11 protein-coding genes are annotated in these 13,572 nt (G+C 69.7%); 1 reads left to right on the forward strand and 10 read right to left on the reverse strand.

What is annotated here, in order from left to right; all coding sequences use genetic code 11:
• Positions 1–5: 5 nt before the first annotated feature.
• From gap to MRBLWH7_RS05265, 7 genes are all read right to left on the reverse strand, one after another.
• Positions 6–1,010: a type I glyceraldehyde-3-phosphate dehydrogenase gene (gene gap, locus MRBLWH7_RS05235; RefSeq protein WP_341999832.1), complete on the reverse strand. Its 1,005-nt coding sequence runs from the start codon at positions 1,008–1,010 to the stop codon at positions 6–8.
• 102 nt (positions 1,011–1,112) lie between these two features.
• Positions 1,113–1,739: a Fe-Mn family superoxide dismutase gene (locus tag MRBLWH7_RS05240; protein ID WP_341999834.1), complete on the reverse strand. Its 627-nt coding sequence runs from the start codon at positions 1,737–1,739 to the stop codon at positions 1,113–1,115.
• A gap of 154 nt (positions 1,740–1,893) precedes the next feature.
• Entirely contained in the window at positions 1,894–2,871 is a 978-nt protein-coding gene (gene whiA, locus MRBLWH7_RS05245; protein ID WP_341999836.1) for a DNA-binding protein WhiA, read from the reverse strand.
• 70 nt (positions 2,872–2,941) lie between these two features.
• Positions 2,942–3,823 carry an RNase adapter RapZ gene (rapZ, locus tag MRBLWH7_RS05250; RefSeq protein ID WP_341999838.1) on the reverse strand — a complete coding sequence of 294 codons (882 nt, stop codon included), beginning with the start codon at positions 3,821–3,823 and terminating at the stop codon, positions 2,942–2,944.
• A gap of 65 nt (positions 3,824–3,888) precedes the next feature.
• Complete coding sequence (gene uvrC / locus MRBLWH7_RS05255; protein ID WP_341999840.1) at positions 3,889–5,820, reverse strand: excinuclease ABC subunit UvrC; 1,932 nt, start codon at positions 5,818–5,820, stop codon at positions 3,889–3,891.
• A gap of 5 nt (positions 5,821–5,825) precedes the next feature.
• Positions 5,826–8,744, reverse strand: a complete 2,919-nt coding sequence (gene uvrA, locus MRBLWH7_RS05260; RefSeq protein ID WP_342001929.1) for an excinuclease ABC subunit UvrA — start codon at positions 8,742–8,744, stop codon at positions 5,826–5,828.
• A 118-nt stretch (positions 8,745–8,862) separates the two neighbouring features.
• Positions 8,863–9,306: a MarR family transcriptional regulator gene (locus MRBLWH7_RS05265; RefSeq protein WP_341999843.1), complete on the reverse strand. Its 444-nt coding sequence runs from the start codon at positions 9,304–9,306 to the stop codon at positions 8,863–8,865.
• A gap of 42 nt (positions 9,307–9,348) precedes the next feature.
• Here MRBLWH7_RS05265 and MRBLWH7_RS05270 point away from each other — a divergent pair, with 42 nt between their 5' ends.
• Complete coding sequence (locus MRBLWH7_RS05270) at positions 9,349–9,603, forward strand: hypothetical protein (protein ID WP_341999845.1); 255 nt, start codon at positions 9,349–9,351, stop codon at positions 9,601–9,603.
• A 33-nt stretch (positions 9,604–9,636) separates the two neighbouring features.
• On the opposite strand, the gene uvrB is transcribed toward MRBLWH7_RS05270, so the two are convergent.
• The 3 genes from uvrB to coaE all read right to left on the reverse strand — a co-directional run bounded on the left by uvrB (position 9,637) and on the right by coaE (position 13,123).
• A complete protein-coding gene (gene uvrB / locus MRBLWH7_RS05275; RefSeq protein ID WP_341999847.1) occupies positions 9,637–11,718 on the reverse strand; it encodes an excinuclease ABC subunit UvrB in 2,082 nt (693 codons plus the stop codon).
• Between the two features lie 82 nt (positions 11,719–11,800).
• Positions 11,801–12,472 (reverse strand): hypothetical protein, encoded by a 672-nt coding sequence (locus MRBLWH7_RS05280; RefSeq protein WP_341999848.1) that lies wholly within the window; start codon positions 12,470–12,472, stop codon positions 11,801–11,803.
• 27 nt (positions 12,473–12,499) lie between these two features.
• Positions 12,500–13,123 (reverse strand): dephospho-CoA kinase, encoded by a 624-nt coding sequence (gene coaE / locus MRBLWH7_RS05285; RefSeq protein ID WP_341999849.1) that lies wholly within the window; start codon positions 13,121–13,123, stop codon positions 12,500–12,502.
• Positions 13,124–13,572 lie beyond the last annotated feature (449 nt).

A 13,572-nucleotide genomic window follows, 5' to 3' on the forward strand; every position in this document is an offset into this window, starting at 1 on the left:
CGGGATCAGAGCTTCGAGGCGACGATCTCGGTGAGGTCGACGAGGCGGTTCGAGTAGCCCCACTCGTTGTCGTACCAGCCGACGACCTTGACCTGGTTGCCGATGACGCGCGTGAGACCGGCGTCGAAGATGCAGGAGTGGTCGTCGGTGACGATGTCGCTGGAGACGATCTCGTCCTCGGTGTACTTGAGGATGCCCTTGAGCGGGCCCTCGGCGGCGGCCTTGTAGGCCGCCTTGATCTCGTCGACGGTCACCTCGCGCTCGAGCTCGACCGTGAGGTCGGTCGCAGAGCCGGTGGGAACCGGCACGCGCAGCGCGAAGCCGTCGAGCTTGCCCTTGAGCTCCGGCAGCACGAGGCCGATGGCCTTGGCGGCACCGGTCGACGTGGGGACGATGTTCAGCGCGGCGGCGCGGGCGCGACGCAGGTCACTGTGCGGGCCGTCCTGCAGGTTCTGGTCGGCCGTGTAGGCGTGGACCGTCGTCATCAGGCCCTTGACGATGCCGAACTCGTCGTTCAGCACCTTCGCCAGCGGCGCGAGGCAGTTCGTGGTGCACGAGGCGTTCGAGATGATGTTCTGCGTCTCGGAGTCGTAGGTCTCCTCGTTCGCACCGATGACGAACGTGCCGTCCTCGCCCGTGGCGGGAGCGGAGATCAAGACCTTCTTGGCACCGCCTGCGATGTGCTTCGCGGCGTCGACGGCCTTGGTGAAGCGGCCGGTCGACTCGATGACGATGTCGACACCCAGCTCTCCCCAGGGGAGGTTGGCGGGGTCGCGCTCTTCGAAGACCTTGATGGTCTTGTCACCGACCGTGATCGAGTCCTCGGTGTACGAGACCTCCTGGTCGAGGCGGCCGAGGATCGAGTCGTACTTGAGCAGGTGCGCAAGCGTCTTGTTGTCGGTGAGGTCGTTCACCGCCACGATGTCGAGGTCCGCACCCTGCGCGAGAGCCGCGCGGAGGTAGTTGCGTCCGATTCGGCCGAAGCCGTTGATGCCGATCTTGACAGTCACGGAGTTTCTCCTGAGATGTGTCGTGCGCGAATGCGCGGTTGTTGCGATGCGAACGAGGACAACGGCGTCCCGGCGGGCTGTCCCGCCGGGACGCCACGCTTACTAGGACAGTACCAGCAGGCCCGAGGTCTTCTGACGGGCGGCGTCGAGGCGCTGGGCCACGTTCTGCCAGTTCGCGATGTTCCAGACCGCCTTGACGTAGTCGGCCTTGACGTTGAGGTAGTCGAGGTAGAAGGCGTGCTCCCACATGTCGAGCTGGAAGATCGGGATCGTGCCCTGCGCGGTGTTGCCCTGCTGGTCGAACAGCTGCTGGATGATGAGCTGCTCGCCGATCGGGTCCCAGCTGAGGACGGCCCAGCCCGAGCCCTGGATCCCATTGGCGGCGGCGGTGAAGTGCGCCTGGAACTTGTCGAAGCCGCCGAAGAACTCGTCGATGGCCGCGCGCAGCTCGCCCTCGGGCTCGCCGCCGCCCTCGGGCGAGAGGTTGGTCCAGAAGATCGAGTGGTTGACGTGACCGCCGAGGTGGAACGCGAGGTCCTTCTCGAGCTTGTTCACGTTCGCCAGGTTGCCGGACTCGCGCGCCTCGGCCAGCTGCTCCAGCGCGGTGTTCGCGCCGGTGACGTACGCCTGGTGGTGCTTGCTGTGGTGCAGCTCCATGATCTTGCCGCTGATGTGCGGCTCGAGTGCGGCGTAGTCGTAAGGGAGGTCGGGCAAGGTGTACTTCGCCATGTTCTCTTCTTCCTGTCGGCGCGCGCCGAAGTCCCCGGCGCAGCGAGGGGTGACGGATTCATCCTACTGAGGGCCAACGCCCGCGCGGCGGGGTTGCTTCCGTCTGTGACGTATGGAAGACGGATGCCGCGGACCGCAGCATCCGTCCTGGGTTTCAGTCCTCGATACCGGCGGGAACGGCCGATTCGGTACCCGGCAGGCCCTCGGCCTCGGCCTTCTTGTCGGCCATGGCGAGGAGGCGGCGGATGCGGCCGGCGACGGCGTCCTTGGTGAGGGGCGGGTCGGCGTGGTGGCCGAGCTCGTCGAGGCTCGCGTCACGGTGCGCGAGGCGAAGGTCGCCCGCCTGACGGAGGTGGTCGGGTACCTCGTCACCGAGGATCTCCAGCGCGCGCTCCACGCGCGCGCACGCGGCGACGGCGGCCTGCGCCGAGCGGCGCAGATTGGCGTCGTCGAAGTTCACGAGCCGGTTGACGCCCGCGCGCACCTCGCGGCGCTGACGCATCTGATCCCACTCGCCGGCGGCGCGGACGGCACCCATCGCGGCGAGGGCCGCGCGGATCGCCTCACCCTCGCGCACGACGACGCGCGGGATGCCGCGCACTTCGCGCGCCTTGCCGGCGATGCCGAGGCGGTGCGCAGCGCCGACGAGCGCCATCGCGGCCTCCGACGACGGGCAGGTGATCTCGAGCGCGGCCGAGCGACCCGGGTCGCTGAGCGTGCCGGCGGCGAGGAACGCGCCGCGCCAGATGGCGGCGAGGTCGCCGCGCGAGCCCGTGGTGAGCTTGTTGGGGAGGCCGCGGACGGGGCGGCGGCGCTGGTCGAGGAGACCGGTCTGCCGCGCGAGGGTCTCGCCGCCCTCGATCACGCGGACCGCGTAGTGGCTGCCCGTGCGGGCTCCGGAGCCCTGTACGTGGACGAGCTCCGGCCGCACGCCGTAGAGCTCGACGAGATCGCGGGCGGTGCGGCGCGCGAGGATGTCGGAGTCCAGTTCGGCCTCCACCGCGACGCGGTTGGCGATCGAGTGCAGACCTCCCGAGAATCGCAGCAGCGACGTGAGCTCGGCCACCCGTGCCGTAGGGCGCGGGTCTCGCACGGTGATCAGCTCGGCCTTCACGTCAGCGGTCAGCGACACGGGTCTCCTTCATCGGTCTTGCGGGAACGACCGTCAAGCCTACCCGGCCGGTCCGGCCGCGCAGGCGCGGTCACTCGCGCCCGAGGTCGCGGTGCGTCACGCGGACGGCGACGCCGGGCACGCTCGCGAGGCGCTGCGCGAGCTCGCGCACCATCACGACCGAGCGGTGCTTCCCGCCGGTGCAGCCGATCGCGACGACGGAATGGCTCTTGTTCTCGCGCTGATAGCCCTCGAGCACCGGGCGCAGCGCCGCGCTGTACGCGTCGAGGAACTCCTCCGCGCCCTCCTGGCCCAGCACGTACTCGCGCACCTCCTCGTCCTCGCCTGTGAACGGGCGGAGCCGCTCGTCCCAGAACGGGTTCGGGAGGAAACGCATGTCGGCCACGATGTCGGCGTCCGGCGGCAGACCGTACTTGAAGCCGAAGCTCTGGAGAGTCACGGTGTGCCGCGCCGCACCCTCCTCGCTGAAGAGGTCGGCGACCTTCGTCGCCAGCTGGTGGATGTTGTACGACGACGTGTCGATGATGACGTCGGCGCTCTCGCGGACGGCCGCGAGGCGCGCGCGCTCGCGACGGATGCCGTCGAGGATGGTTCCGTCGTGCTGCAGCGGGTGAGGGCGCCGCACGGCTTCGAAGCGCCGCACGAGCACCTCGTCCGAGGCATCCAGGAACAGCAGCCGGATCTGCCGGCGCTCGCGGAGCGCGCGCATCGCGTCCGGGAGGTCCGAGAAGAGGTCTCGCCCCCGCACGTCGACCACGACGGCCACCCGGGGCAGCACTCCCCCGGCGAGCTCGGTGAGCTCGAGCAGCGGCTTGAGCATCTGCGGGGGGAGGTTGTCGACGACGTACCAGTCGAGATCCTCCAGCGCGTTCGCCGCCGTAGACCGCCCGGCACCCGACATCCCCGTGACGATCAGCACTTCTCCGACGTCTTGACGCGTCGCCTCGCCCATGACCACCCCCGTCCCGACAAGCCTAGTCAGTCACAGCGGACGGCCGCTCGTCGGTGCGACCGGCGCTACGGCGCGTCGGCGAGGGCGGCGGGCTCGGCGAGGTGCGTGTGGATGGCCGACGCGAGCTTCGGGCCGACGCCGGGAAGCTGTGCGATCTCCTCCGGCGTCGCCTTCCGCAGCGCCGACACTGAGCCGAAGTGCCGCAGCAGCGCCTTGATCCGGGCATCGCCCAGGCCGGGCACCTCGGCCAGCACGCTCTGGATGTCGCGGCGCCGGCGCTTGCGCTGGTGAGTGATCGCGAACCGGTGGGCCTCGTCGCGAAGCCGCTGCAGGAGGTACAGCGCCTCGGACGTGCGGGGCAGGATGACCGGGTACTCCTCCCCCGGCAGCCATACCTCCTCGAGCCGCTTGGCGATGCCGCACAGCGCGATCTCCTCGTGCCCGGCGTCGCGCAAGGCCCGCGCCGCGGCCTCGACCTGGGGCTTGCCGCCGTCGACGACCAGCAGCTGCGGCCGGTACGCGAAGCGCGGGCGGCGCCGCTCGGTCACCACTTCGCCGTCCGCGGTCGGGTCCGGGGCGGCATCCGGCTCGTTCTCCTCCGGACGGTCGAGGTACGCGAGCCGGCGCGTGAGCACCTGGTACAGCGAGTCCGTGTCGTCGGTGGTCTCGGCGACGCCGAACGAACGGTACTGGTCCTTGCGGGGAAGTCCGTCCTCGAAGACGACCATCGATGCCACGACGTTCGTACCGCTCAGGTGCGACACATCGAAGCACTCGATGCGCAGCGGCGCCTCCGCGAGCTCGAGGGCCTCCTGCAGGTCGGTGAGCGCCTGGCTGCGCGCGACGTAATCGCTGGTACGGCGGGTCTTGTGGAGCATCAGCGCCTGCTGCGCGTTGAGCGTCGCGGTGCGCATGAGGTCCGCCTTCCGGCCGCGTTGCGCGATCTGGATCGTCACGGCCTTGCCACGGCGCCCACGCAGCCACTCCTCGAGGTCAGCGGCGTCGTCGGGCATCGCCGGCACCAGCACCTGCTTCGGGATGTCGGCGCCCGCGGCGTTGCCGTAGGTGCGCTGCAGAACCTGGTCGACGAGCTCGCCGCCGGTGATGTCGAGCTCCTTCTCGATCGTGGTCGCGCGCACGCCCCGCACGCGGCCGCCGCGGATCACGAAGTGCTGCACAGTGGCGGCCAGTTCGTCTTCGGCGATCCCGAAGAGGTCGGCGTCGGTGTCGGATGCGAGCACGAGCGCGCTGCGATTCAGCACGGCGTCGATGGACTGCAGCCGGTCGCGGTAGACGGCGGCCGCCTCGTAGTCCATCGCGGCCGAGGCCTCGCGCATGCGCGCCGTGAGCTCTCTCGTGAAGCGCTGGTCGCCGCCGGACATGAAGGCGATGAAGTCGTCGACGATCGCGCGGTGCTCCTCGATCGTGACCTTCATCGAGCACGGCCCGCCGCACCGCCCGATCTGCCCGGGGAAGCACGGCCTCCCGGTCGCCATCGCCTTCTTGTACGACGAATCGCTGCAGGTGCGGATCGGGAACACTCGGATCATCAGATCGATCGTGTCGTGCACCGCCCACACCTTCGGGTACGGACCGAAGTACTTCGCTCCCGGGATGCGGCGATTGCGCGTCACGATGACGCGCGGCGCCTCGTCGGCGAGGGTGATCGCCATGAACGGGTACGACTTGTCGTCCTTGTAGCGGACGTTGAAGGGCGGATCGAACTCCTTGATCCACTGGTATTCGAGCTGCAGCGAGTCGACGTCGGTCGCCACGACTGTCCATTCGACCGACGCCGCGGTCGTCACCATGCGTCGCGTGCGCTCGTGGAGCGTGTGCAGCGGCGCGAAGTAGTTCGACAGGCGCGCGCGGAGGTTCTTCGCCTTGCCGACGTAGAGCACGCGCCCGTCCCGGTCGCGGAACCGGTAGACCCCGGGGTTGGTCGGGATCTCTCCCGGCTTCGGCTTGTACGGGACGGTGGGAGCGGAGCGCGCCATGCGGCTCAGCCGGCCTTGCGGGCCTCGACGAGCTCGGTGACCGCGTGCGTGGGGGCGCGCAGCCCGAGGACCTCGGCGAGGAACGCACCCGTGTGACTGTCTTCCACGCGCGCCACCTGCTCGGGCGTGCCCGTTGCGATGACCTGGCCGCCGCCCGAGCCGCCCTCGGGGCCGAGATCGATCACCCAGTCGGAGGACTTGATGACGTCGAGGTTGTGCTCGATGACGATGACCGTGTTGCCCTTGTCGACCAGGCCGTTCAGCACCTCGAGCAGCTTGCGGACGTCTTCGAAGTGCAGACCCGTGGTCGGCTCGTCGAGCACGTAGATCGACCGGCCGTTGGTGCGCCGCTGCAGCTCGGTGGCGAGCTTCACCCGCTGCGCCTCGCCGCCCGAGAGGGTCGTGGCGGACTGACCGAGCCGCACGTAGCCGAGGCCGACGTCGACCAGCGTCTTCAGGTAGCGGTGGATGGCCTGGATCGGCTCGAAGAACTCCGCCGCCTCTGCGATCGGCATCTCGAGCACCTCGGCGATGTTCTTGCCCTTGTAGTGCACCGCCAGGGTGTCGCGGTTGTACCGCTTGCCGTGGCAGACCTCGCAGTCGACGTACACGTCGGGGAGGAAGTTCATCTCGATCTTGATCGTGCCGTCGCCCGAGCACGCCTCGCAGCGGCCGCCCTTGACGTTGAAGCTGAACCGGCCCGGCTGGTAGCCGCGCACCTTCGCCTCGGGCGTCTCGCTGAAGAGCGTCCGGATGCGGTCGAAGACGCCGGTGTAGGTCGCCGGGTTCGACCGCGGCGTGCGCCCGATCGGCGCCTGGTCGACGTGCACGACCTTGTCGAGGTTGTCGAGTCCCGTCACGCGTGTGTGCTTGCCGGCTACTCGCCGCGCACCGTTGAGGCGCGTCGCGAGGACCTGATAAAGGATGCCGTTGACCAGCGACGACTTGCCCGAGCCGCTGACTCCGGTGACCGAGGTGAGCACGCCGAGCGGGAAGTCGACCGTCACGTTCTTGAGGTTGTTCTCGCGCGCGCCGACGACGGTCACCTGGCGCTTCTTGTCGATCTTGCGGCGCTTCTTCGGCGTGGGGATCGAGCGCCGGCCCGACAGGTAGTCGCCGGTGATCGAGTCGGGGTCGGCGAGGAGCTCGCCGATCGGCCCGGAGTGCACGACCTCGCCGCCGTTGACGCCGGCGCCGGGGCCGATGTCGACGACCCAGTCCGCGGCATGGATCGTCTCCTCGTCGTGTTCGACGACGATGAGGGTGTTGCCGAGGTCGCGCAGCGCCACGAGGGTCTCGATGAGACGGCGGTTGTCGCGCTGGTGCAGGCCGATCGACGGCTCGTCCAGCACGTACAGCACGCCGGTCAGGCCGGAGCCGATCTGGGTCGCGAGCCGGATGCGCTGCGCCTCGCCGCCCGAGAGCGTCGCCGCGGCGCGGCTCAGGCTGAGGTAGTCGAGGCCGACGCGGATGAGGAAGTCCAGCCGGAGGCGGATCTCGCGCAGCACCTGCGCGGCGATCGTCGCCTCGCGTTCGGTGAGCGTCAGCTTGGCGAAGTACTCGCGCGCCTCGCCGAGGCTCAGGCGCGAGGCATCCGCGATGGAATGCCCGTGCACCTGGACGGCAAGCACCTCCGGCTTGAGTCGCGCGCCGTCGCACACCGGGCACGGCACCTCGCGGAGGTACTCCGCCCAGCGCTGACGCTGCGTGTCGGACTCGGCCTGGGTGTACTGCCGCTCGATGTAGGGGACCACGCCCTCGAAGCCTGAGGAGTAGCGCATCTCGCGGCCGTAGCGGTTCTTCCACCGCACCGTCACCTTGTAGTCCTCGCCGCGCAGCACCGCCTCGCGCACTTCGGACGGGAGCTTCTTCCACGGCGTGTCGAGCGAGAACGCGAGGTCGTTCGCGAGTCCTTCGAGCAGGCGCTCGTAGTACTGGAAGAGCCCTTTGCCCTGGGTCGTCCACGGGATGAGGACGCCTTCGCGGATCGAGAGGTCCTCGTCGCCCAGCATGAGCTCGACGTCCACGGACATGCGGGTGCCCAGGCCCGAGCACGCCGGGCAGGCGCCGAACGGCGCGTTGAACGAGAACGTGCGCGGCTCGATCTCCGTCAGCTGCAGCGGGTGGCCGTTCGGGCACGCGAGCTTCTCGGAGAACGACTGCCACGCGGCATCGCCCTCTTCGTCGACGAAGTTGACCTGCACGACGCCGCTCGCGAGCGAGAGCGCGGTCTCGACCGAGTCGGTGACGCGGTCGAGGATGCCGGGTGCCGCGACCAGACGGTCCACGACGACCGCGATGTCATGCTTGTAGCTCTTCTTGAGCGTCGGGGGCTCGGCGAGCTGGACCAGATCCCCGTCGACGATGGCACGGGCGTAGCCCTTCGCGCCGAGCTCTTTGAAGAGGTCGACGAACTCGCCCTTCTTCTGCGTGACGACGGGTGCGACGATCTGGTACCGCGTGCGCTCGGGCAGCTCCATGAGCTGGTCGGCGATCTGCTGCACTGTCTGGCGCTGGATGACCTCGCCGCATTCGGGGCAGTGGGGCACGCCGATGCGCGCCCACAGCAGGCGCATGTAGTCGTGGATCTCGGTGATCGTGCCCACCGTCGACCGCGGGTTGCGGTTCGTGGACTTCTGGTCGATCGACACCGCGGGGCTGAGCCCCTCGATGAAGTCGACGTCGGGGCGGTCGACCTGCCCGAGGAACTGGCGGGCATAGGCGCTCAGCGACTCGACGTACCGGCGCTGGCCCTCTGCGAAGATCGTGTCGAACGCGAGGCTCGACTTGCCCGAGCCCGACAGGCCCGTGAACACGACGAGCGAATCGCGCGGGATGTCGAGGTCGACGTCCTTGAGGTTGTGCACGCGGGCACCGCGGACGCTGAGCTTTCCGCTGGTACCGCCGAGGGAGTTTGCGGGCATGCTTCCGGGCAGAGCGACAGGGACGATGGGCACCCGACAAGTCTAGGTGGGGCCTCCGACACGCGGGCTGGGAGCCGTTCGCCGTGGGCGAAGACAGGGCCCTCGCCGCGGTCTTCGGTCAGCGGGCGCCGGCGAACGGCTGCAGCGCGTCGCGGAGCGCCAGGAGCGCGGCGGCATCCGTCCCCACGCTCGCCATCACCTTGCCCGGCACCTCGAGCGCCTGAACCCGCAGGTGCGCACCCGCCTCGGTCAGCCGGACGTCGAGCACCCGCTCGTCGTCGTCGCGGCGCGAGCGGGTGACGAGGTCCTGCGCCTCGAGGCGCTTGACGAGGGGCGACAGCGTCGCGGGCTCCAGGGCGAGTTCGGCGGCGAGCTCGCGCAGTGAGCGCGGCGACCGCTCCCACAGTGCGAGCATCACGAGGTACTGCGGATGCGTGAGGCCGAGCGGCTCGAGGATCGGCCGGTACAGCCCCACCACGTTGCGCGCCGCGGTCACCAGCGCGAAGCAGACCTGGTTGTCGAGCTTGAGCAGATCGTCGGGGCTGAGTTCGGCGTTCTTCACGGGATTATCCTATCGGCACTAATCATTAGTACACTAATGAACATGCGAGCAAGGGATGCCTCCACCCCCGACCGTCGTCCGCTCCGCGAGCGCGTGCGCGAAGCCGGCGGATGGTACGCGTTCCTCAACTCCAACTTGATCCGCGTCGCCGGCCCCGCCGCCGTGGGGCCATACGAGACGACTCCCCCGCCGAGCCAGGCGGAACGGGCCGAGCGTGCGTGCCCGCTGTGCGGCGTGCCGATCTCGCAGCACACGTTCGACCGTTCCGGTCCGAAGCCTCTGATGCACTGCCCGTAGTCGAGCGCGCGCGAGCGTCGAAGGGCGCCGGGCTCAGGCGTGGCCCGCGCGCTCCATGGCACGCAGCTCCTTCTTGAGGTCCTGCACCTCGTCGCGCAACCGCGCGGCGAGCTCGAACTTCAGTTCCCCGGCCGCGGCGAGCATCTGCTGGCTGAGGTCGGCGATCGTCGCCTCGAGCTGCTCCGCGCCCTCGGCGGCGATTCCCTCGCGGCGCAGCTGCGGGGTCGGGCTCTTGCCGACACCCGACTTGGTCTTCGCCGCCGCCTTGCCCCGCAGCATCCGATCCGTATCGGATGCCTCGCGGGCGAGCACTTCGGTGATGTCGGCGATCCGCTTGCGCAGCGCCTGGGGTTCGATGCCGTTGGCGGTGTTGTAGGCGATCTGCTTCTCGCGGCGCCGGTCGGTCTCTTCGATCGCCTTGGCCATCGAATCGGTCACGGTGTCGGCGTACATGTGCACCTGACCCGAAACGTTCCGGGCCGCGCGACCGATCGTCTGGATGAGCGAGGTGCCGCTGCGGAGGAACCCCTCCTTGTCGGCGTCGAGGATCGACACCAGCGAGACCTCGGGCAGGTCGAGACCCTCTCGGAGCAGGTTGATGCCGACGAGGACGTCGTAGACGCCGGCTCGCAGCTCACTGAGGAGTTCGACGCGACGCAGCGTGTCGACGTCGGAGTGCAGATAGCGCACACGCACGCCGTGCTCGCCGAGGAAGTCGGTGAGCTCCTCGGCCATCTTCTTCGTGAGCGTCGTCACGAGCACCCGCTCGTCGCGCTGGACACGGATGCGGATCTCTTCGAGCAGGTCGTCGATCTGGCCCTTCGACGGCTTCACGACGATCTCGGGGTCGACGAGGCCCGTCGGGCGGATGATCTGCTCCACCACGCCGTCCGCGATGCCCATCTCGTACCGGCCCGGCGTCGCGGACAGGTACACCGTCTGACCGACGCGGTCCTTGAACTCGTCCCATCGGAGCGGGCGGTTGTCGAGGGCGCTCGGCAGCCGGAACCCGTGCTCGACGAGGGTGCGCTTGCGCGAGGCATCCCCCTCGTACATCGCCCCGATCTGCGGGACGGTGACATGCGACTCGTCGATCACCATGAGGAAGTCGTCGGGGAAGAAGTCGAGCAGCGTGTGCGGCGGCTCGCCCGGCGCGCGCCCGTCCATGTGGCGCGAGTAGTTCTCGATGCCCGAACAGAACCCGAGCTGCTGCAGCATCTCGAGGTCGAACGTCGTGCGCATGCGCAGACGCTGCGCCTCGAGCAGCTTGTTCTGCGACTCGAGCTCTTTCAGCCGCTCCGCGAGCTCGTCTTCGATGGTGCCGATCGCGCGCTGCACGGTCTCGGTGCCGGCGACGTAGTGCGACGCCGGGAAGATCGGCACGCTGTCGAGCCGCTGAACCACGTCGCCGGTGAGCGGGTGGAGCATGAACAGCGCCTCGATCTCGTCGCCGAACATCTCGATACGGATCGCGTACTCCTCGTACACCGGGATGATCTCGATGGTGTCGCCGCGGACGCGGAAGTTGCCGCGCGAGAAGTCGACGTCGTTGCGGTTGTACTGCATCGCGATGAACTTGCGGATGAGCGCGTCGCGGTCGTAGACCTCGCCCACCTGCAGCGCCACCATCGCGCGCAGGTACTCGTCGGGCGCGCCGAGGCCGTAGATGCACGACACGGTGCTGACGACGACCACGTCGCGTCGGCTGAGCAGGGAGTTGGTCGTCGAGTGGCGCAGCCGCTCGACCTCGGCGTTGACCGACGAGTCCTTCTCGATGAACGTATCGGTCTGCGGGACGTACGCCTCGGGCTGGTAGTAGTCGTAGTAGCTGACGAAGTACTCCACGGCGTTGTGCGGCATGAGCTCGCGGAACTCGTTCGCCAGCTGTGCGGCGAGGGTCTTGTTGTGGGCGAGCACGAGGGTGGGGCGCTGGACGGCCTCGACGAGCCAGGCCGTCGTCGCCGACTTGCCGGTGCCGGTCGCGCCGAGCAGCACGACGTCGGTCTCACCGGCGTTGATGCGCGCCGCCAGCTCGGCGATCGCCTGCGGCTGGTCGCCCGAGGGCGCGAATTCGCTCACGACCTCGAACGGCCGCACGGATCGAGTGGTCTGCACCAATCCAGCGTAGGCGCGGCCCCCGACATCGGGGCGGCGTTCGCGACGAGCGGATGCTGCCGCCCGCCGCCCGTGCGGAGATTCAGCCGCCGAAGCCCCCGCCGCCGTCGAAGCCGCCCCCGAAGCCCCCGGCGTCGAAACCACCGCCGAATCCGCCCCCGTCGAAGCCGCCGCCACCGTCGAAGCCACTGCCTCCGCCGCCGTCGAAGCCGCCCGAGCCGGGGTCGTAGGTCTCGCCGATCCAAGCGGGGCCGTCGCCGATCTGCAGAGATCCGGCACCCACCGTGTAGTACGCGGCGACCGAGCTCGACAGCAGGAACTGGTTCGCCACGATCGTCATCACCCCGACGTTCATGAGCATCGCGCGGGGGTCCACGGCGTCGCGCGGGTCGCGATCGTCGACCCCGACCATCGTGCGGGCGGGGTCCGCCGAGGACCGGGCCGCGGCATCGGCCTCCCCGGCCGCCGCGGCGCGAGCTGCCCTGTGCTCCTCGGCGCGACGGACGAGCCGCGCGATCACGGTCGGGTCCTCGGCGGCGACGTCGCGCTCCGAGTCGGCGAGGAACGGCCGCAGCTGCTCGAACATCTCGCGCCGGCGCTCCGGCGGGACGTCCGCGAAGGCCGAGGCGTGCGCGCTCTCGATCACGGACGCGGGCAGGGTGTTGAGGAGGTAGACGTAGCGCGCGATGCGCTCCTCCTCGGTCGTCGCTCCGTACGGCGTCTTACGCCGGCGGAACCTCGAGAACACGGCCATGAGGGACCTCCTCGCTCCGCTTCCAGATTACGATCGCGCGGCGCGCTGCGCGACGTGCTCGCCGAGCGAGGCCCACAGCTCGTCGACCTGGCGCTCCGTGCTCTCGAGCGAGCCGGCGGTGTCGATGACGACGTCCGCGATCCGGAGGCGGGCGTCGTCGGGCACCTGCGACGCGAGGCGGGCCGCCGCATCCGTCTCGGTCATGCCGCGCAGCTCTACGAGGCGCCGGAGGCGGACGTCCTCGGGCGCGTGCGCCACGACGATCAGCTGCCAGGGGTCCTCGACACGCGCCTCGACGAGCAGCGGCACGTCGTAGACGACCACCGCGTCGGGATCCGCCGCGAAGGCCGCCTCGAACCGGCGCGCGGACTCGGCGCGGACGGCGGGGTGGACGATCCCGTTGAGCTGCCTGATTGCGGCGTCGTCGCCGAACACCCGGCTGCCGAGGGCGGCGCGGTCCAGGGATCCGTCGGGTCGCAGCATCCGCTCCCCGAAGGTCTCGGCGATCGCGGCCAGCACAGGCGAGCCGGGCTGCTGCACCTCGCGGACCAGCTGATCGGCGTCGACGACGACGGCGCCATGCTCGGCGAGGCGGCGGGCGATCGTGGACTTTCCCGAGGCGATGCCTCCGGTGAGGGCGACGAGCGGCATGGTTCGAGCATGCCACGCGCCGCCCCAGCCGGCGCCGCCGGCGCCGCAAAGCCTTGCGCGGTTCCTGAGGCGGGCCTGAGCGGGCGTTGAGGTCCCGGAGGTAGCCTCGGGGCACCCGAAGGACAGATTCACCCGTGTGGCACTGGGGAGGGCGGGAGATGAACGCCGGACCCGACATCGTGGTAACCGACGCGACACCGCTCCGCTGCACCAGCCGAATCGTCCTGGGGTACGGACGGGCCGCGCGCGTGGGGACAACTGCGGCCCGGGTCCGTGCACGGAGGACGCGCGCAGGGCGGGATATGGGGATATCTCCCGCCCTACGCGCGGTCCGACGGACCGGCCGGGTGGCGGACGCACGCGAGCAGAGCTCAACGGCCCGCCCCGCATACGGTCACCTCCCGTGATCATCGACGGCCTGCCGCACCCGTTCCGCAGCGCGTTCTGGG

It is taken from the genome of Microbacterium sp. LWH7-1.2 (genome assembly GCF_038397755.1).
Lineage (GTDB): Bacteria > Actinomycetota > Actinomycetes > Actinomycetales > Microbacteriaceae > Microbacterium.